The organism is Rhizobium sp. KDH_Rht_773_N (genome assembly GCF_052946295.1).
In genome coordinates this window covers 3,832,047-3,848,430 of sequence record NZ_CM129525.1, presented here as the reverse complement: position 1 = coordinate 3,848,430, position 16,384 = coordinate 3,832,047, and the positions used below count along the sequence as shown (strand labels likewise).

Here is a 16,384-nt window from a genome sequence, read left to right as displayed (position 1 = left end):
TTGAGACCCGTGGCTCAACCCCGGTCAGGTGCCGGCAGGCGGATGAGGGGGCTCCGGGCGCAGGCGTCGCCGCTGCTGTCTCTCTGCCACGCCGTTTCCGCTGGACGGCATAGGCCGTGCGTCTTCTGTTGTGCCGTGTGGCCCCCTCATCCGACCCTTCGGGCCACCTTCTCCCCGCTGGGGCGAAGGGGGGAGCCTGCCGCACCCTTCACGACAAACTGGACGCCTCGATGGAGCAGGACAGCGCCGCACTCCCCTTCTCCCCTGCGGGGGTCCGAAGGACGGGTTGAGACCCGTGGCTCAACCCCGGTCAGGTGCCGGCAGGCGGATGAGGGGGCTCCGGGCGCAGGCGTCGCCGCCCCTGTCTCTCTGCCGCGCCGCCAATCAATAGGCCCTCGCGTCTTCGGCTGTGCCGTGCGGCCCCCGCACCTGCATGTGGATGGAATTGCTCTCAACGCTGCGGTCGCTGTTGCTGACAATCGCGAGGGCGCCACAGCAGGTACCCTTTGCCCGCTTGTCCCTATTTCGGCCGTTAAAAGTTCCTTTCGACAGGCTGCGGCGCGAACATAGCTGGAACATTTTCATTGACATTATCAATTCGGTTTCATATTTTTGTTTCGTGAAACCGATATGGAACATTCATAACATGCAGCAGATGCGATAAGTACCATGCAGGGAGCAGTTCCAAGATTTCTCAACGAGATTAGCGATGCAGGCGGTCTAAAAGGGACCGATATCGCCAATATCATGGACGTGTCGAAAGCGACCGTCTCGCGCTGGCGTGCCGGCGATATAAAGCCTCAGCCACGTAACGAGCTTATTCTTTCCGATTTGCATTATGTCGTGACCCGCCTGACGGATTATTATTCGGCGGAAGAGATTCGGATCTGGTTTTATGCCCGTCATCCGCAACTAAACGGCGAACGGGCGATTGACCTTATACATCAGGACCGTGCGATCGAAGTACTGAAGGTCATTGACCGCCTCGATAACGAGGTCTTCCTGTAAAGCATGGTTCACGCGCGCAGAAGCCGGGACAATGCGTTGATCGACGCGATCGAAGCGCTCACGCCCGTCCGTTTCGAAGGCACGGTGTGGCGTGTCGTGAGGAAGGGAAGATCGCCCGTCGATTGTGCACGCGCGGGCGGCAGATGGGATGATGGAACTTTCGACGTGCTATACACCTCTCAGAAACGAGACGGCGCGATCGCTGAGATGTTCTTTCATCTCGGACGCGGTCAACCGGTTTTTCCCTCGAAAGTGGAATATGCCGTGCATGAGCTCGAAGTCACGGTCAACCGCGCGCTTCAGCTTATCGACTTGGAGGCTCTGAGGGCACTCGGGCTGGATTCGTCCCGCTATGGGCAGCTTTCGTACGACCGCGTAAGCGATGAATATCCGCGATCGCAGGACATCGCCGAAGCGGCACACTTCCTTGAGTTCGATGGGCTGATTGTCCCAAGTGCTCGATGGGACTGCATGAACCTTATCCTGTTTTGTGATCGTCTGCCGCCTGATGCCATGAAGGTCATTTCGGACCACGGATTGATCGACTGGCCGAGCTGGATCAGAACGAACATCCGCTAGAGCAATTCCAGCAAAAGTGGGAACCGGTTTTGCGTCCGGAATTGCGGGGAAAACAATAAGCTAGAGCATTGAAGGCGACTCCGTTTTCGCCGGAAATGCTCTAGCCGCCATGTTGCGCCCGATCGCAATCCTGTAAAGCGCGCCAATACCGGCCGCATCGTTGCTGAAACGCTGCGAAATACCCAACGGGCGGATGAACACATCCAGCCAGTCCTTCGAAACATCCACTCCACATATGATGCTGTTTACGGTAACCTGCCTTGTGCGTGCGGTTGGAACCAAGCGACTGTTCGGTCGTACGTGACGATGGCGACGATCCCTGGCTCATCCACGGTTGTAACCGCAGGGGGAACGGGCGACGACGCCACGCCTCTTGCCGGGTGGCCACCCGGCAAGAGGCTCAGTCGCTTCTTTCGCACAAAATCATCAATGTGCAGATACAAGGGAGCTCCGGGCGCAGGCGTCGCCGTTTCTCCGCCGCGCCGCCAATCAATAGGCCATGCGTCTTCCGCTGTGCCGTGTGGCCCCCTCATCCGACCCTTCGGGCCACCTTCTCCCCGCTGGGGCGAAGGAGGAGACCGCCGCACCCTTCACGACAAACCGGGCGCCTCGATGGAGCAGGACAGCGCGCCACTCCCCCTTCTCCCCGGCGGGGAGAAGGTGCCGGCAGGCGGATGAGGGGGCTCCGGGCGCAGACCTGTCTACCCGACCCCGTAAGGCCCCCTCGCCCAACCGCCCCCCCGTCAATCGCCGCGTGTCATCGGCGCCGCGAACCGGGTGCCGCCCCCTGCCGCGTGTTGACTCACCGGCGGTTGAACAATAACCTGCTAATTCGGTCGTTAGGCTTGTCCTGAAATGACGGATCCATCTCTCCAGCGCCGCCTTGCCGCCATCGTCGTTGCCGATGTGGTGGGCTATTCGCGCCTGATGGAGGCGGACGAGGTCGCGACGCTGGAAAACCTCCGGCAGTTGCGCGCCGGCACGATCGAGCCGGCCGTGAGGCGCCACAAGGGGCGCATCTTCAAGGTCATGGGCGACGGCTTCCTGATCGAATTCGGCAGCGCGGTGGAAGCGGTGGCGGCGGCCCTGGAAATGCAGCGGGCGATCGCCGCCGTCGATTCTCCCGAAGACCGGCGCCTGCTCCTGCGCGTCGGCGTCAATCTCGGCGATGTCATCGACGAGGGTTCGGACGTGCTCGGCGACGGGGTCAATGTCGCCGCACGCCTCGAAAGACAGGCCGCGCCGGGCGGCATCTGCATTTCGGCCAGCGTTCACGGCGAGATCGTCGGCAAGATCGGCGAGCGCTTCTTCGATGCCGGCGAGCGCTACCTGAAGAACCTCAAGCGCCCGGTCCATGTCTGGCATTGGCCGGATGCGCTGGAGGGCACGTTGCCGCTGCCCGAATGCCCCTCGATCGCCGTCCTGCCCTTCACCAACATGAGCGGGGACGAGGCCGACGCGCCTTTCGTCGACGGCCTGACCGACGACCTCATCACCGACCTGTCCCGCACCGCCGGCCTCTTCGTCATCGCCCGCAATTCCGTTTACGGCTACAGGGGCAAGGCGGTCGATGTCAGGCAGGTCGCCCAGGAACTCGGCGTGCGCTACATCCTGGAAGGAAGCGCCAGGCGCGCGATGGGCCGCGTGCGCATCAATGCCCAGCTGGTGGACGCGCTTGGCGGCCGGCACTTGTGGGCCGAGCGGTTCGACAGGACGGTGGAAGACGTCTTCGGCCTGCAGGACGAGGTGAACGCCAAGATCGTCGAAGCCCTCGTCGGCCGGCTCACCGTCCCGGCGCAGCGCAATCGGCCGAAGAATTTCGAGGCCTACGACCTGTGCGTGCGCGCCCGCCAGCTGACGGAACTGTCGCCGCAAAGCGAGCGCGAGGCCTATATGCTGCTCCAGCGCGCGGTTCAGCTGGAGCCCTCCTATGCCGAGGCGCTCGGCCTGCTCGCCTATAACCGCTGGCTGGCCTGGACGCATTTCGGCGAGCCGGAAGACCCCAACCGCCTGACGGCGCTGGCGTCGGCCCGCAGGGCGGTCGAGCTCGACCCCAACGATGCCGGCTGCCGCTACGTTCTGGGAACCATTCTGGCCTACGAGCGGCGGTGGGAGGAATCGGAGGCCGCCTTCGCCGAGGCCCTGGAACTGGACCCCAACCACGCCGACACCTGGGCCGCCATGTCGGACATATCCGTGCTGGGCGGCAGGATTGCCGACGGGCTGGCGCAGATCGAAAAGGCCCTGCGGCTCAACCCCTATCCGGCCTGCTGGTATCTCTGCCATCTCGGGCAGGCGCAATATGCCGCGCGCGACTACGAGGCCGCCAAAGCCACCCTGCGCAGGGAAGAGACCTATCGCACCAACTCCCGCAAATTCCTGGCCGCCGCGCTGGCCCAGCTCGGCCAGGGCGAGGAAGCCCGGCGGGAAGCAGAACTGTTCCTCATCGCCCACCCTCATTTCACCATCGCCCACTGGCTAAGCTCCCAGCCGCTGCGCGACGCCTCCGTCCGCGACCATTTCGTGGACGGCTTCCGAAAGGCCGGCCTGCCGGAGACGTGAGGGCGGGTGGGGAAAGCACGGTGCGTTCGGGGGGGATGGACGGATATGCGTTCAGGATAGCCGAGACCGCACTGCCGGCTCAATGCGATATCTCTTCTCGAACTCACATAGAACCATTTCGAGCGTTGCCTCGAATGCGCTCTGATCAAACATCATCGATCGTTTTGCCTCATGAAGATAGCGCCAATCGATGAACGCGTCTTTGTGCTGATGCAGAAGGTGACGGATGCTGTAGTCGATATGGAAAAAGTTGGGATGATACGGGATGACAGACCTTTTGAACTCCGCGTCGAGCTTCTCTTGGCTTTCCAGCTTTAGGCCATCAAACAGCTTAACAAGGTCATGCGACTTGATAACTTTCGGATCGTCGTGGTCGAAAACGAACCACGCTTTGAGTGCCAGTTCCATCGCGAGCGCCAAAAGCATGGGTTCAACGCCGACGTGGTTGCTTTCGCTCAAGTCTCCATGCTCTCCGAACTCCCGACCTGGAAAGCTCCGCGTTTTTATAAGTACGGCCCTGGCGGCGTTTCCGATTCTGATGGCTGTCGATAGGCGCGCACTCATTAGACGTTCTTTGGCTTTATGTGGATTGGCCTCGTACTTGACTGAGACGTTACAAGAAGATTGTCATTTTGGACAAGCGCGGAGCCGTAGTTTATCGACAGCAAGCCAACGACCCAAAACGGGCCAACAGCGGACAAGCGACATTTGTTGCGCGCGACAGGGCGGAGATAGACCCGATACCCGTGGCAAGATTTAGTGGGTCGAATTGGCGTCGCGGATCAAGTCTTGCAGGAAACCGGCATAGCCGACTTCCGAGGCGCCCTCGCAGCCGATATAGACCGGACGGCGAAGCTCGATCGATGGCGGGCGACGGCGTTTCATCCGAGATGCGGAACCCCGCCATATGCCCCGCTCAGATAAAAAATGCCTGCTGATAAGTTTTAGCGCCGGCGTCATCGGCTGTGCCGTGTGGCCCGCCCCGCCTACCCCCCGTCAATCGCCTCGCCGATGCGCACGATCGCCTGCTGGTAGACGCCGGCGGCGTTCCAGCCGGCGATGGCGGGGATGTTGGCCTGGTAGCCGGCGCCGGGTTGCCAGCCGTGGGCGCGCAGGAAATTGGCCGTCGAGATCAGGGCCACCGTCTTGTCGCGCATGTTGCGGTTGCCGACGCCGTAGGCCAGCACGTTTGCGGGCAGGAAGCCGGTCTGGCCGATCTCGCCGTGCATGGCGCCGACCGAGCCGGGGCTGAGCGCGCCCATATCCACCAGCCGCAGCGCGGCGATGGCATGGGGGGCGAAGAATTGCGGGCGGCGGCAGTCGTAGGCGAGCGTGAGGATGGCCGAGACGGTGTTCTGGCTGCCCATCGCGGCGCCGAAGCCGGTCTCCATGCCCCAGATGGCGAGCAGCACCCCGGCCGGCACGCCGTAGCTGCGCTCGATGCCGGCAAAGAGCGCGGCGTTCGCCGCCTTGAGCGAGCGGCCCCTGGAAATGATCGAGGCTGCGCCGCGCCGGCGCATGAAATCCTCCACCGAGCCGCCGAAAGCCCGGTTGAGCGCGCGGTCGGCCCGGATCGTGCCTGCGGCGTAATCTGCCCCGGCAAGGGCGGCAAGCCCCCTGGCGCGCACGCCGGCGGCCCTTGCCGTCCCGGCAAACTCCGCCTTCCACGCTTCGAACCCGGCCGCACTCGTGCCGCAGGAGGCCGCCTGGGCATGGCCGGCAAGAAGACAGAGCGCCAGCGCGCCCGCCGCGGCAAGCACCCGTTTTCCGGCAAGCAATCCCATGTCGCCCTCCCGCTCGGCCCGATCGATCGCGCTTCCCTGGGGCGCCGGCCGCAACGCCTGCCCGCGCGAGAAAAATCCGATCCCGCCTATATTAGCGGTTGTGCAAAATAAAACCAGCCGCGGCACCTTCGGGCGCGCGCGCTTCACGGGCCGCCACCGGGCGCATCGGCGGCCGGCGGCCGTGCTCCGGCCGGCGCGGCATCGGCGCACGCCCGGCCTGCGCTGCCGCCTTGAAGACGGCGCGGCCTGCCCTACCTCACCAGACTGCCCGGCTGCGGCTTTCAGGAGGTGAAGGCCGCCGCCCGAGCGCCGCCGCCTTTCGTCATTTCGGGCGGGCGGGTCGGGCGGGCGGGCGCGGGATTTCCACGAACGACAGGAGGATGCAATGGTGTCGCGTAACATGACCGCGCTGCTGGCTATGCTGGCGCTGGCCGGCTGGCAGAACCGGGATCGGCTGAGCGAAATGCTGGGCAAGATCGCCGGCCCGACGCCGGGCGATCCTTCCGTGCGGCCGGGCGGCGGCGCAAGCCCCGATCCGGCAGGCGCGGCAACGGCCGGCGCCGGCGGGCTTGGCGATCTGCTCGGCGGAATCTTCGGCTCGGGCAGCAGCGGCAGGGGCGTTTCCGGCGGGCTGGGCGAGCTGATCGACAGCTTTGCCAGGGCCGGCAAGGGCGATGTCGCCGATTCCTGGGTCCAGACCGGCCCCAACAAGGACCTTGCCGAACCGCAGCTCGCCGACGCGCTCGGCGCCGATACGCTGGACGAACTCGCCCAGCAGACCGGCCTGTCGAAAGACGAGCTGCTCTCCCGCCTCAAGGCCGTGCTGCCGACCGCCGTCGACAAGCTGACCCCGCAGGGCCGCCTGCCGACCGCGGAGGAAGCCTCGCGCTGGTAGGCAGGCGCGCCGGCTCGGCCGTCAGCGGACCGGCCTGTCCGGGCGCGGGTGATGGCCGGCGGCGAAACCGGGCTGCCGGGGCGACCGGCGGCCGCTGCCTCCCGCTTGTGCTCCCCGTTGCACCCCTTTACCGGCCAGCCCCTTCGAGGGCCGCCGGCGCTTCCCCCGCCCGGCCCTCGGCCGGAACGACCGCCCTGCCCGTCAGCGCGTAGCGGCGCAGCGCCAGAACCGGCTTTTCGATGAAGTGCCAGGAAAGTGCGGCCACGCCGAGCACCGCGATATCCGTCACCAGCGTCAGAAGCACGACGCCGGCAACGCTGCCGACGAAGACCGACGGCGCCAGGTAAATCGCCAGCTGGATGAACGGCATGTGGTAGAGATAGACGCCGTAGGAATAATCCCCGCCGCGGAAAATCCTCGGCAGCGGCAGGCGCGACAGGCCGGCATAAATGGTGATGTAGGTAAGGGCCGGGATCAGCACCAGCCGGTTGCCGACGCTTGCGGTCGCCCGCGTGTCGAGCAGGACCATGGCGGCGAGCGCAATGGCGATGCAGATGCACAAAAGCCCCCGGCTCATGGGGATCCGCCCGCGCTGCTGATAGGCGACGACGCCGCACAGGAAGGCGGTGATCAGCTGGGCGCCGCGGCTGACGAACAGCGTCTGCAGCCGCGTGTCGTCCGGCAGGCCATCCGCGGCGTCGATGGGCAGGACCTGCTCCACCGCAAGGCCGGTCACGAAGAAGGCCGCAAGCAGAAGCAGGCTGATGCCCGAGCGGCGCACGGCGCCGGTAACGATCATAGCCGACATGATGATGTAGCAGTTGATTTCCCAGGGGATCGTCCAGAGCGCGCCGTTGACCTGCACGGTCGGGTTTCCGGTGAAGACGCCGGGAAGCGTCAGCTGTATCCGGCCGACGATATTGAGCATATAGGCAAAGAAGCCCGGATCGGTGAAATAATCGGCAAGCGGCAGGCTGGTGACGGCCGGGCCGATGATGAAGGCGCAGATGAGAATATCGACGGCGAGCGCCGGAAGGATGCGCAGCCCGCGGTTGAGCAGGAAGTCCTGCAGGCTGAGGCGCTGGGCGCTGGCGGTGATGAGAAAGCCGCTGAGCGCGAAAAACATCGGCACAAGGCTATATTCGAAAAACCACAGAACAGGGCCGGTGCCCGCCGCCCAGAAGCCGTCGGCCGTGATGACGTGGTAGAAAACGATGGTCAGCGCCAGCGCAAGGCGCAGGAAATCGAAACCCGGACCAAGCCCCCGATAGTCTGCCAGCACCTCGCCAAAACTCTTCATATTCCCTCCGCAAACCATCCCCTGCCCCTTTCGCCTGCCGCATGAAACGCAACCACGGCTGGAAGGAGCCTGTATCGGGCGGCAACTTAGAGGAAAGATTTCAACGAAAGCTTAGCGCCGGGCGGGGGAAATACAGCCGGTGCGGTATATTTTCGGACAGTTCGCCTCGTTTCGGGCTGTGCCGCCAGATCGGTCATCGTGGCGCTCGCATGAAACGGGCATATTCAATCCCGATGTTTCGCGACTGATGCGTGGGCGCTGTTCAGGCGCTTTTCGGCCTTGTCGTCCGATGCGGCCTTCAACAGCGTCTCCCAATCGTCCGGAGGGTTGCCGCCGTCGAGCATATGCTTGAACGTTGCATATGCATCCGACTTCGATCCGTAGGTTCTCAAACTGTTTTCGTCGTTCACCCAGGCGAAAATAATCACCTTGGCCCGACTGCTGTAGCGGAAGAAAAGACGAAATCGCGCCGCGCCGAATTTCGCTCGAAACCAATGGCGCCGATCGGTTCCGAGCGTCTTGCCCTGAACATAGGCTGTCGAAGCCGGGTCCCGGGGGATCTTTTCAAACATCAGTTCCAAGAGTGCGGCCAGCAGTTTGGCGTTGGCGCTCTGCTGGTAGCGCTCGGGGTCCTTGAGCTTCAGCGCATCGACCGCCGCAGTGAGCCTTTCCAGCTGGTCGAGCAGAAGCGGGTGAGCACGTACAGTCCAGCCGTTGACGACGGGCATGGGTCAGATATTCACATCGCCGAGGATGGGCTCGTCCGGATCGACATGCATGCCCTTGGTCAGTTCAACCATCCGCTCGACCAAAGCCTGCGGAAACTCGCGGATACGGTCCGGATGCCGCTGCATATCGTCGGCGAGGAAACCCAGGAAGCTGTCGATCACCGGGTCGTCGTCGGCCTCGTCCAACACCTTTTCGATGGAGACATGCCTGTTCTCGTCGACATAGAACGCAACCCGTCCGCCGTAACCGAGACCGAGCGCCTCGCGCACCGGTTTGGGAATCGTCACCTGGCCTTTCTCGGTGATCGTGCTGATCTTTTTCAACAGGGCGGGCATCCGACCCTCCTTCGGAGTCTCTTCAATCGGTCCCAAAAGTAAGGAATTCCGCTTACTTCGTCAATGCCGGAGTCGCGACCCGACTCCGAACCTTTTCGCGCGCAAAGCTTTCCGCCCGCCCGCAAGAAAACTCACCCCGGCACATAGGTCAGCCGGACCACGCCCGCGTCGATCGCCTCGTTCGCCACCAGCCTGAGCGGCGGCAGCGGCCCGGCGAAGAAGGGCCTGCCGCGGCCGAGCACGACCGGATGCAGGTAGATCCGGTAGGCATCGATCAGCCCGCGCCCGGCAAGGCTTGCGGCCAGCACCGGCCCGCCAAGGCCGATCTCGCCGTCCAGCCGCTCTTTCAGCCCGCCTATCGCCGCCTCGACCCCTTCGCCGATGAGGCTGGCGTTGGGGCCGACCGATGTGAGTGTGCGCGAGACGACCCATTTCGGCTGGGCCCGCCAGGCCTCGGCGAAATCGCGTTCGGCCGCGCCCCATTCCGGCCGGTCCTCGTCCCAGTAGCGCATGATCTCGTAGAGGCGCCGGCCGTAGACGCTGCCCGCAAGGCCGCGCACGCTTTCGATGAAATGGGCAAACAGCGCCGGGCTCGGCCCGAACGCATCATGATCGACATAACCGTCGAGCGACTGGTTCATTCCAAACACGAGCCTTGCCATGCCTCTTCCTCCTCGGCGCGGTAGCGATTGCATTTTGCAATCGGCCGCAGGATAGGCCAACCGCTTTCATTTCGCAATCGGTTTGTCGGAGGAGAGACCGATGGGCGGCAAAGCAATTCCAGCAAAAGTGTGAAGCGGTTTTGCGTCCGGAATTGCGCCGAAGCAAAAACCGGGGCATGTCAGGCGATCCGGTCCTCGCCGGACATGCCCTAGATATCGGACATCCGCAGCTCGATCAGCTCGCGCGCCAGCTCGTAGGTCCCGTCCACGTCGTCGCCGGAGGCCTCCTCGATCATTTCGAGGGCGGCGCGATAGACTTCCCGCTCCTCCTCGGGCGAAAGCAGTCCCTTGTTGCCGAGCGTGGCGATCAGCGAATTGAGGACGGCGGCCGCCGACAGCGTAATTGCCTCGGATGTGAGGCGGGCGGACTCTGGAGACATGTTTATCCCTCGATCGATAGAACAACGCCTGAACAATACGTTGGGCCTGCAACAAGTTCCAAGTCGAAGCCCGCCGGCGGATCGGCTTTATCTTATCGCGACGGCATTGGCTCTGCTACCCCTGATGATACCGTCAATTGGGGTGAGGCTTAGCGGTAGATTTTATCTTGGCGAAGGGGCGATTCCGGCCACCTTGAGGGGGAGATTCGCCTGTTTGCAACTTGGCCTGCATGGGAATGGGACAGTGTTGCGGGGAGATTTTCCGGGCGGCGGCGCCAGGCCGGTCTTCCCGCGTCGGGTCGGTTGATGGCTATGGCGCCTGCGTGCCGCCGATGCTGTGCCGTGGGATATCGCTCCAGGCCGCTGATGTTGTACCGTGGGGCAGCGCTCAATCCCTGCGAACACCAAAAAACGCCGCCACCCCCAGCATTTGAGGGGTCGCAAGTCGCAGAACCCCACGAAAACACCCCTCAAACCCCTTATAGCCCTTTGATCCTGAATAAGAATTTCGTTTAGTGTAGCAAAAACGGCCAAAAATCGGGCTAAGTCATTGATTCTGAATAAGTGATCCACAAAGCCTCAAAAATACGCATAAAGAAATTCAAACAGGGCGAAAGCGCAGAAAAACGAAAAAAAATATAAAAGTTTTTTGCCCTTCCAGCGTCACTTATTCAGAATCAAGCACTTGGCCCCGTTTTGCCTGCATGATGGCAGCACCCGGCCCTTGCGGGCTCAGTGGCGGTGGCCGCGGGGGCGGAACCAGGGGAAGGAGAAGGCGCTGCGCGGCGCCTCGGCGGGCTCGCGGCGGAAGGCGTCGCGGATGTGCTGGGTGTAGTACCAGCCGGGCGACGGCGCGGAAACGAGGTTGATGACGACGGCCGGCGGCACGTCGAAATAGCGGCGGCGGCCCTTCAGGCGGTGCTCGACCACGAGGATGCGGCTGACGGGATCGTAGGCGATTTCCCGGATGAGCCGCGAGGCCAGCTCCATGCGCACCATGCGCGGGCGGGCGGCGGCCTGCGCGGGCGGCGGCGGCGCCGCTTGCGGTGCGGGCGCGGCGCCGGCTTGCGGCGCGGGCGAAGGTGCCGGTGAAGGCGCGGCTTGCGGCGGAGCGGGGCGGCCGGTTCCGGCGCCGCCGTCTCCTCCTCCCTGGCCGCCGCCCTGCGGGCTCATTGCCGGCCTGCGCCTTCGGCTTCCAGCGGGCGGTTCAGGGGCTCGATCTGGGATTCGTAGAAGCCGAGCTTGTCCTCGGCGATGCGCAGGCCGACAATATGGCCCTCGATGACGCCGAGATGGGTGTGCTTGCTGCCGTCGGAAAATTCCACGACCAGCCGCCGCGGCTCCTCGCTATAGCCGATCCTGCTGATTTCCCGGTCCCGGCGTGTCTTTTCGGCGATCCCGATAACAGACTTGAGTTTTTCCAGCATCAGCGGGCTCCTCTATTCTCATAAATTCCTGGCAGATCCGCCGCCTTGGGCAACGAATAGTTTTCAATTCGGTTAAATTGGCTGGTTAAAATCCGGATTTACGCAAAACGGGTCTGTTCCGTGGCGATATACTTGCGGTGACTGCGGCTGAACCTTCCCTCTTTCCCTCCCCCGCCGCACGGCACGCCAGGCGGCTGAGGCACGAAACGCGGCAGGCCGCAAAAAGGTTCCCGCCCGAAAAATCACAACTGCCCCTTCGCCGCGCCAACCCTTGCCCGGCTACCGTCCGGCCGAAACGGGAGTATCGGCGCATGAGCGAAGGGACGGCGCGGCGGCAGCGCCTTGTGGAAGAAGATCGGGCCGGCCCCGAGGAAGGCGAGCCCATGAAGGTCGATGCCGACTGGCTGCTGACGCGCCTTGCCGCCGAGGCCGAGGCCGACATTGCCGATCTCTATGACGAAGCGGGCGACCTGCTGCCGATCCGGCAATGGCCGGCCATCTGGCGGCAGGGGCTGGTGACGGATCTCGAAATCTCCGCCCTTTACGAAGGCACCGGCCGGGAGCGGCGCGAGATCGGCCATGTGAAGAAGGTCAAGTTCGCCGAGCGGCTGCGCCGGCTGGAGCTGATCGGCAAGCATATCCGCATCAACGCCTTCAAGGAGATCGTCGAGCACAAGGGGCTGACGGCGCTGGCCGAGCGGCTGGAGCGGGCGCAGCGGCGCAGCCGCGCCGGCGGCGAGCACGGCGCGGACGGCGAGGATGGCGCGGACGGCGGGGCCGGGCCGGCATGAGCGAGCCCTCCTCCCCCGCCGATCCGAACGACGCACTCATCGAGCTTGCCGCCGCCTGCCGTTTCAGCCCGAAGCGCTGGAGCCGGCTTGCCTGGGACTGGGGCGTGGGCGAGCTTGCCGGCTATGACGGCCCGCGCCCCTGGCAGGACGAGATCAACGAACTGATCGGCGCGCATCTGGCAGACCCCGCCACCCGCTACCAGCCGCTGCAGATCGCGGTCGCCTCCGGCCACGGCATCGGCAAATCGGCCGAGATGGGCATGCTGTCCAACTGGGCCATGTCCTGTTTTGCCGATTGCAGGATCGTCACGACAGCCAATACCGAGGGCCAGCTGCGCACCAAGACGGCGCCCGAGATCGGCAAATGGTTTCGCCTCTCCCTCACCGCCCACTGGTTCGACCTGCAGGCCATGTCGATCAAGGCGCGCGATCCCGCGCGCGGCGAAAGCTGGCGGCAGGATTTCATCGCCTGGAGCGAGCACAATACGGAAGCCTTCGCCGGCCTGCACAACAAGGGCCGCATCATCCTGCTGCTCTTCGACGAGGCCTCGAAGATCCACGACAAGGTGTGGGAAGTGGCCGAGGGCGCGCTGACCGACGAGGATACCGTCATCATCTGGATCGTCTTCGGCAACCCGACGAGAAACAGCGGCCGCTTCCGCGAATGTTTCCGCCGCTTCCGCCACCGCTGGACGGGCCGCCAGATCGACAGCCGCACGGTGCCGGGCACCAACAAGGCCTTCCTGCAGCGCCTGGTGGACGACCACGGCGAGGACAGCGATATCGTCAAGGTGCGCGTGCGCGGCCAGTTTCCCAGCCAGTCGGCCCTGCAGTTCATCTCCGCCGACGATGCCGACGCCGCCCGCCGCGTGCATCTGCGGCCCGAGCAATATGCCTTCGCCCCGGTGATCCTGGGGGTCGATCCCGCCTGGACGGGCGACGACCCGACGGTCGTGATGCTGCGCCAGGGGCTCTATTCGAAGCGGCTGGCGACGATTGCCCGCAACGACAACGATATCGAGATCGCCAACCTCATCGCCCGGCTGGAGGACGAATACGAGGCCGACGCCGTCTTCGTCGACGCCGGCTACGGCACCGGCATCGTCAGCGCCGGCACGGTGATGGGCCGCTCCTGGCAGCTCATCTGGTTCGGCTCCACGAAAGTGCCGGACCCCGGCTATTGCAACATGCGCGCCTATATCTGGGGCCAGATGAAACGCTGGCTGAAGGCCGGCGGCGCCATCGACCCCGCAAACGAGGCGCTCTACCAGGACCTCGTCGGGCCGGAAACCGTGGCGCGGCTCGACGGCCGGATCCAGCTGGAAAGCAAGGAAGACATGAAGGACCGCGGCCTGCCCTCGCCCAACGAGGGCGACGCGCTGGCGCTCACCTTCGCGCAACCGGTGGCAAGGAAACTGCGCCACCGGCCGGGAACCGGGGCGACGGCGGCGGTGGATTATGATGTGTATGGGTAGGTGGGGGGCTGATGTTGTGCCGTGGGATATCGCTCCAGACCGCTGATGCTGTACCGTGGGGTACCCCCTCTGCCCTGCCGGGCATCTCCCCCACAGGTGGGGAGATTGGCTGGGGGCGCCGGTTTCCCCAAACAATCAGCGTTTGCAAACGGCGCAACGTTCGTGAGGTGCGAAGGTCCTGCCACGAGTCGATCTCCCCCCTTGTGGGGGAGATGGCCGGCAGGCCAGAGGGGGTACCCCGCAGCACAGCAGCAGCCGCAGCGAGCCGGCTGCGCCCGTGCCCCCTCACCCTTGTGCGCAGGGGTTGGGCAGGGGTATTGTGCCCCATGCGGCGAGTTCTTCGGCAGCCCGGAGGCAAGCATGACTGAACCCGAGGCGAAACGATTCACCCTTGCCGGCGTCGCCATGACGCGGCTGGTATCCGGCCGGCAGACGGGCGGCCTCTTCTGCCTGTTCGAGAATGCCAGCCCCGGCCGCACCGCAACGCCGGTCCACGTCCATGCCGGCGACGACGAGACGGTCTATGTGCTCGAGGGCCAGCTGACCGCGATCCTGAACGGCGAGCCCCGCACGCTCTCGCCGGGCGAAAGCCTCTTCCTGCCGCGCGGCATCCCCCACCAGCTCACCAACCCCGACGAGCGGCCCGCCCGCTACATCCTGATCGGCTCGCCTGATGTTTTCGAGCACTTTCTGGCCGCCGCCGGCCGCCAATTGCGCCAGGGAGAAACCGCCGGCCCGCCGACGCCCGACGATATCGAGCGCCTGAAAGCCGCCGCCCCGCGCTTCGGCATCACGCTCCTGCCCGGCTGGCCAGCAAGGCCCCTTGGCTAGCTGCCGTACGGCACAGCGACAGCCGCAGGGAGCGGCCGCGCCGCCGCCCCATCACCCCTCCCGCCCCCTCGCCGACCACGAAACCGTGTCGTGGTCCGGGTGCTGGTTGTTGCTCTGCCTGATTGCCGCCGCCCAGTCGGCGCCGTTGTTCTCGGTCGGGCCGGTGTTTTCGATGGCGGTGATCGTGTCGAACCAGGCGACCATGTTTTCCGTGCAGGTATTGGCAAGCGGCGGAAAGGCGCTGGGGTCGTCGAGCGAGCCGATCATCAGGTTGGTGCGGCCGTTTTCCAGGTGGTGGAAAAACAGCGGCGTGCCGCAATTGCCGCAGAAGCCGCGCTCGACGAGCTCCGAGCTTTTCCAGACGCCGGGCTTGCCGCGTGTCCAGGTGAGCGCGTCGTCGGGCGCGGCCACCAGCGCGGCAAAGAGGTTGCCCGAGGCCTTCTGGCACATGCGGCAATGGCACAGATGCGAATTGTCGAGCATGGCGCTGGCACGGTAACGCACGGCGCCGCACTGGCAGCCGCCGCTCACCTCCATCTCGATACGCTTCATTATTTTGCTCCTCCTTGAAGGGTGTTTCGGGTTCGTTCCCTTTTAGGTTACAGCCGATTAGCGTCAATATGGACAATGGGCGGTGTCGCGGGTGGAGGCCCGGGCCGGCGGGCGCGGCAGGTTAATCACAACGGAGCCGCGCCGACTTTATCCACAGGATTGTTTGCCGCCCCGCCGGCGCGGAAAAGCCCGCGAAAGCAGGCCGCAGGCACCCCGCGCGGCCGGACTAGCCCGACTGGTCGAATTGCTGCGCCGGCGGCGCGGGCGTCTAATCTGCCTGTCGCGGTGGAGGAATGAGATGAGACAAGCACCGGGGCTGGGGCTCGTCTTGGTGCTGGGTGGCGAGCCCCCATATTCTGCCGGCCGCCGGGCGCAACCGCGCCGCAACCGCCGGCCTTTGGGGACGCAGGGACACGCCGCCTGCGCAAGGTCCGCCAATGTCGCCATTGCTGGATGCCGACGACCCGAACAGCCTCGATATCGTCTGCGACGTCGTTCTGGTGGACTGGTTCAACGCGGGCGTGGACCGGTTCGACATCCGGGATCTTCGCGAGGAAATCGAGGCGCATTTCAAGGATATGGGCAGGCCCGTGCCGGCGGAGGTCGCCGATCCGCGCACCCTGGTGCCGACGCTGCGCCTGCTGCAGGCCCGCCCGCATATCGTGCGGCCGGCGCGCGTGACCGGCATCGAGTGGCAATTCCTGCGCAACGGCGACCGCGAGTGACGTCCCGCCGGCTGCCGCCGCCTGCCGCTGTCGCTGCGCCACCTCCCCGACGCAGCGACGGCGCGGCCCGCAGGAACCGCCGCCGCAGCAAAAAAGGGGCGCCTTGCGGCACCCCCTTTTTGCCCCCCCGAACCGGCATCCCCCTCCCCAGCCCGGATGCCGGCCCCTCACAATTGCCCCTCTCCCCCCTCATCTGCGTGTTCCCGGCCCCAGCCCGGGTTATGCCACGAAGATCAGGCGCCGCCTTCGGGCGCGATGGCTCCACGCAGTACAGAGGAGCCATCACCGC

Annotated in this window: 19 protein-coding genes and 1 pseudogene; 9 read left to right on the top strand and 11 right to left on the bottom strand. The window is 64.8% G+C overall.

Features of this window, described 5'->3' with window-relative positions:
* Positions 1 to 125: 125 nt before the first annotated feature.
* From ACU8HS_RS19115 to ACU8HS_RS19100, 4 genes and pseudogenes are all read left to right on the top strand, one after another.
* Positions 126 to 348: pseudogene (locus ACU8HS_RS19115) on the top strand (hypothetical protein); the annotation flags it as partial.
* Positions 349 to 669: 321 nt separating this feature from the next.
* Positions 670 to 1,008, top strand: coding sequence for a hypothetical protein (locus ACU8HS_RS19110; RefSeq protein WP_447014952.1), 339 nt, complete (start codon positions 670 to 672; stop codon positions 1,006 to 1,008).
* 36 nt (positions 1,009 to 1,044) lie between these two features.
* Positions 1,045 to 1,587, top strand: coding sequence for an RES family NAD+ phosphorylase (locus ACU8HS_RS19105; RefSeq protein ID WP_447014951.1), 543 nt, complete (start codon positions 1,045 to 1,047; stop codon positions 1,585 to 1,587).
* 855 nt (positions 1,588 to 2,442) lie between these two features.
* Complete coding sequence (locus tag ACU8HS_RS19100) at positions 2,443 to 4,149, top strand: adenylate/guanylate cyclase domain-containing protein (protein ID WP_112705899.1); 1,707 nt, start codon at positions 2,443 to 2,445, stop codon at positions 4,147 to 4,149.
* Positions 4,150 to 4,200: 51 nt separating this feature from the next.
* On the opposite strand, the gene ACU8HS_RS19095 is transcribed toward ACU8HS_RS19100, so the two are convergent.
* The 3 genes from ACU8HS_RS19095 to ACU8HS_RS19085 all read right to left on the bottom strand — a co-directional run bounded on the left by ACU8HS_RS19095 (position 4,201) and on the right by ACU8HS_RS19085 (position 5,933).
* On the bottom strand, positions 4,201 to 4,608 hold the full coding sequence (locus ACU8HS_RS19095; RefSeq protein ID WP_447014950.1) for a hypothetical protein: 408 nt from the start codon (positions 4,606 to 4,608) through the stop codon (positions 4,201 to 4,203).
* A gap of 297 nt (positions 4,609 to 4,905) precedes the next feature.
* On the bottom strand, positions 4,906 to 5,034 hold the full coding sequence (locus ACU8HS_RS19090) for a hypothetical protein (RefSeq protein ID WP_447014949.1): 129 nt from the start codon (positions 5,032 to 5,034) through the stop codon (positions 4,906 to 4,908).
* 101 nt (positions 5,035 to 5,135) lie between these two features.
* The gene (locus tag ACU8HS_RS19085; RefSeq protein ID WP_112759487.1) at positions 5,136 to 5,933 is read right to left on the bottom strand and encodes a lytic murein transglycosylase; all 798 of its coding nucleotides are present in this window, start codon (positions 5,931 to 5,933) and stop codon (positions 5,136 to 5,138) included.
* A gap of 385 nt (positions 5,934 to 6,318) precedes the next feature.
* On the opposite strand from ACU8HS_RS19085, the gene ACU8HS_RS19080 reads away from it, so the two are divergent.
* Positions 6,319 to 6,828 (top strand): YidB family protein, encoded by a 510-nt coding sequence (locus tag ACU8HS_RS19080; protein ID WP_447014948.1) that lies wholly within the window; start codon positions 6,319 to 6,321, stop codon positions 6,826 to 6,828.
* A gap of 127 nt (positions 6,829 to 6,955) precedes the next feature.
* Here the strand turns inward: ACU8HS_RS19080 and ACU8HS_RS19075 are convergent, their stop codons facing one another.
* From ACU8HS_RS19075 to ACU8HS_RS19045, 7 genes are all read right to left on the bottom strand, one after another.
* Entirely contained in the window at positions 6,956 to 8,128 is a 1,173-nt protein-coding gene (locus tag ACU8HS_RS19075; RefSeq protein ID WP_447014947.1) for an acyltransferase family protein, read from the bottom strand.
* Between the two features lie 224 nt (positions 8,129 to 8,352).
* On the bottom strand, positions 8,353 to 8,856 hold the full coding sequence (locus tag ACU8HS_RS19070; RefSeq protein ID WP_377311798.1) for a type II toxin-antitoxin system YhaV family toxin: 504 nt from the start codon (positions 8,854 to 8,856) through the stop codon (positions 8,353 to 8,355).
* 3 nt (positions 8,857 to 8,859) lie between these two features.
* Complete coding sequence (locus tag ACU8HS_RS19065) at positions 8,860 to 9,192, bottom strand: type II toxin-antitoxin system PrlF family antitoxin (protein ID WP_447014946.1); 333 nt, start codon at positions 9,190 to 9,192, stop codon at positions 8,860 to 8,862.
* A 131-nt stretch (positions 9,193 to 9,323) separates the two neighbouring features.
* The gene (locus tag ACU8HS_RS19060) at positions 9,324 to 9,854 is read right to left on the bottom strand and encodes a dihydrofolate reductase family protein (protein WP_113414651.1); all 531 of its coding nucleotides are present in this window, start codon (positions 9,852 to 9,854) and stop codon (positions 9,324 to 9,326) included.
* Positions 9,855 to 10,063: 209 nt separating this feature from the next.
* Positions 10,064 to 10,294, bottom strand: coding sequence for a hypothetical protein (locus tag ACU8HS_RS19055; RefSeq protein WP_112572787.1), 231 nt, complete (start codon positions 10,292 to 10,294; stop codon positions 10,064 to 10,066).
* Positions 10,295 to 11,026: 732 nt separating this feature from the next.
* Positions 11,027 to 11,467, bottom strand: a complete 441-nt coding sequence (locus ACU8HS_RS19050) for a KTSC domain-containing protein (protein ID WP_447014945.1) — start codon at positions 11,465 to 11,467, stop codon at positions 11,027 to 11,029.
* Positions 11,464 to 11,721, bottom strand: coding sequence for a KTSC domain-containing protein (locus ACU8HS_RS19045; protein ID WP_447014944.1), 258 nt, complete (start codon positions 11,719 to 11,721; stop codon positions 11,464 to 11,466). Before ACU8HS_RS19045 ends, ACU8HS_RS19050 begins: the two co-directional genes overlap by 4 nt.
* Before the next feature lie 311 nt (positions 11,722 to 12,032).
* Between ACU8HS_RS19045 and ACU8HS_RS19040 the strand changes: the two genes are divergently transcribed.
* The 3 genes from ACU8HS_RS19040 to ACU8HS_RS19030 all read left to right on the top strand — a co-directional run bounded on the left by ACU8HS_RS19040 (position 12,033) and on the right by ACU8HS_RS19030 (position 14,818).
* Positions 12,033 to 12,512, top strand: a complete 480-nt coding sequence (locus ACU8HS_RS19040; RefSeq protein ID WP_447014943.1) for a terminase small subunit — start codon at positions 12,033 to 12,035, stop codon at positions 12,510 to 12,512.
* Complete coding sequence (locus tag ACU8HS_RS19035) at positions 12,509 to 13,987, top strand: terminase (RefSeq protein ID WP_447014942.1); 1,479 nt, start codon at positions 12,509 to 12,511, stop codon at positions 13,985 to 13,987. The genes ACU8HS_RS19040 and ACU8HS_RS19035 overlap by 4 nt, the downstream gene beginning before the upstream one ends.
* A gap of 360 nt (positions 13,988 to 14,347) precedes the next feature.
* The gene (locus ACU8HS_RS19030; protein WP_447014941.1) at positions 14,348 to 14,818 is read left to right on the top strand and encodes a cupin domain-containing protein; all 471 of its coding nucleotides are present in this window, start codon (positions 14,348 to 14,350) and stop codon (positions 14,816 to 14,818) included.
* A 51-nt stretch (positions 14,819 to 14,869) separates the two neighbouring features.
* On the opposite strand, the gene ACU8HS_RS19025 is transcribed toward ACU8HS_RS19030, so the two are convergent.
* On the bottom strand, positions 14,870 to 15,370 hold the full coding sequence (locus ACU8HS_RS19025) for a GFA family protein (RefSeq protein WP_447014940.1): 501 nt from the start codon (positions 15,368 to 15,370) through the stop codon (positions 14,870 to 14,872).
* A 437-nt stretch (positions 15,371 to 15,807) separates the two neighbouring features.
* Here ACU8HS_RS19025 and ACU8HS_RS19020 point away from each other — a divergent pair, with 437 nt between their 5' ends.
* Positions 15,808 to 16,095: a hypothetical protein gene (locus ACU8HS_RS19020; protein WP_112704996.1), complete on the top strand. Its 288-nt coding sequence runs from the start codon at positions 15,808 to 15,810 to the stop codon at positions 16,093 to 16,095.
* Positions 16,096 to 16,384: the final 289 nt, after the last annotated feature.

Bases quoted from the DNA above. Each gene is read 5' to 3' on its own strand.
- ACU8HS_RS19110 (WP_447014952.1), top strand. From the start codon at position 670: ATGCAGGGAGCAGTTCCAAGATTTCTCAACGAGATTAGCGATGCAGGC.
- ACU8HS_RS19100 (WP_112705899.1), top strand. From the start codon at position 2,443: ATGACGGATCCATCTCTCCAGCGCCGCCTTGCCGCCATCGTCGTTGCC.
- ACU8HS_RS19090 (WP_447014949.1), bottom strand. From the start codon at position 5,034: ATGAAACGCCGTCGCCCGCCATCGATCGAGCTTCGCCGTCCGGTCTAT.
- ACU8HS_RS19085 (WP_112759487.1), bottom strand. From the start codon at position 5,933: ATGGGATTGCTTGCCGGAAAACGGGTGCTTGCCGCGGCGGGCGCGCTG.
- ACU8HS_RS19080 (WP_447014948.1), top strand. From the start codon at position 6,319: ATGGTGTCGCGTAACATGACCGCGCTGCTGGCTATGCTGGCGCTGGCC.
- ACU8HS_RS19075 (WP_447014947.1), bottom strand. From the start codon at position 8,128: ATGAAGAGTTTTGGCGAGGTGCTGGCAGACTATCGGGGGCTTGGTCCG.
- ACU8HS_RS19070 (WP_377311798.1), bottom strand. From the start codon at position 8,856: ATGCCCGTCGTCAACGGCTGGACTGTACGTGCTCACCCGCTTCTGCTC.
- ACU8HS_RS19065 (WP_447014946.1), bottom strand. From the start codon at position 9,192: ATGCCCGCCCTGTTGAAAAAGATCAGCACGATCACCGAGAAAGGCCAG.
- ACU8HS_RS19060 (WP_113414651.1), bottom strand. From the start codon at position 9,854: ATGGCAAGGCTCGTGTTTGGAATGAACCAGTCGCTCGACGGTTATGTC.
- ACU8HS_RS19055 (WP_112572787.1), bottom strand. From the start codon at position 10,294: ATGTCTCCAGAGTCCGCCCGCCTCACATCCGAGGCAATTACGCTGTCG.
- ACU8HS_RS19050 (WP_447014945.1), bottom strand. From the start codon at position 11,467: ATGAGCCCGCAGGGCGGCGGCCAGGGAGGAGGAGACGGCGGCGCCGGA.
- ACU8HS_RS19045 (WP_447014944.1), bottom strand. From the start codon at position 11,721: ATGCTGGAAAAACTCAAGTCTGTTATCGGGATCGCCGAAAAGACACGC.
- ACU8HS_RS19040 (WP_447014943.1), top strand. From the start codon at position 12,033: ATGAGCGAAGGGACGGCGCGGCGGCAGCGCCTTGTGGAAGAAGATCGG.
- ACU8HS_RS19035 (WP_447014942.1), top strand. From the start codon at position 12,509: ATGAGCGAGCCCTCCTCCCCCGCCGATCCGAACGACGCACTCATCGAG.
- ACU8HS_RS19030 (WP_447014941.1), top strand. From the start codon at position 14,348: ATGACTGAACCCGAGGCGAAACGATTCACCCTTGCCGGCGTCGCCATG.
- ACU8HS_RS19025 (WP_447014940.1), bottom strand. From the start codon at position 15,370: ATGAAGCGTATCGAGATGGAGGTGAGCGGCGGCTGCCAGTGCGGCGCC.
- ACU8HS_RS19020 (WP_112704996.1), top strand. From the start codon at position 15,808: ATGTCGCCATTGCTGGATGCCGACGACCCGAACAGCCTCGATATCGTC.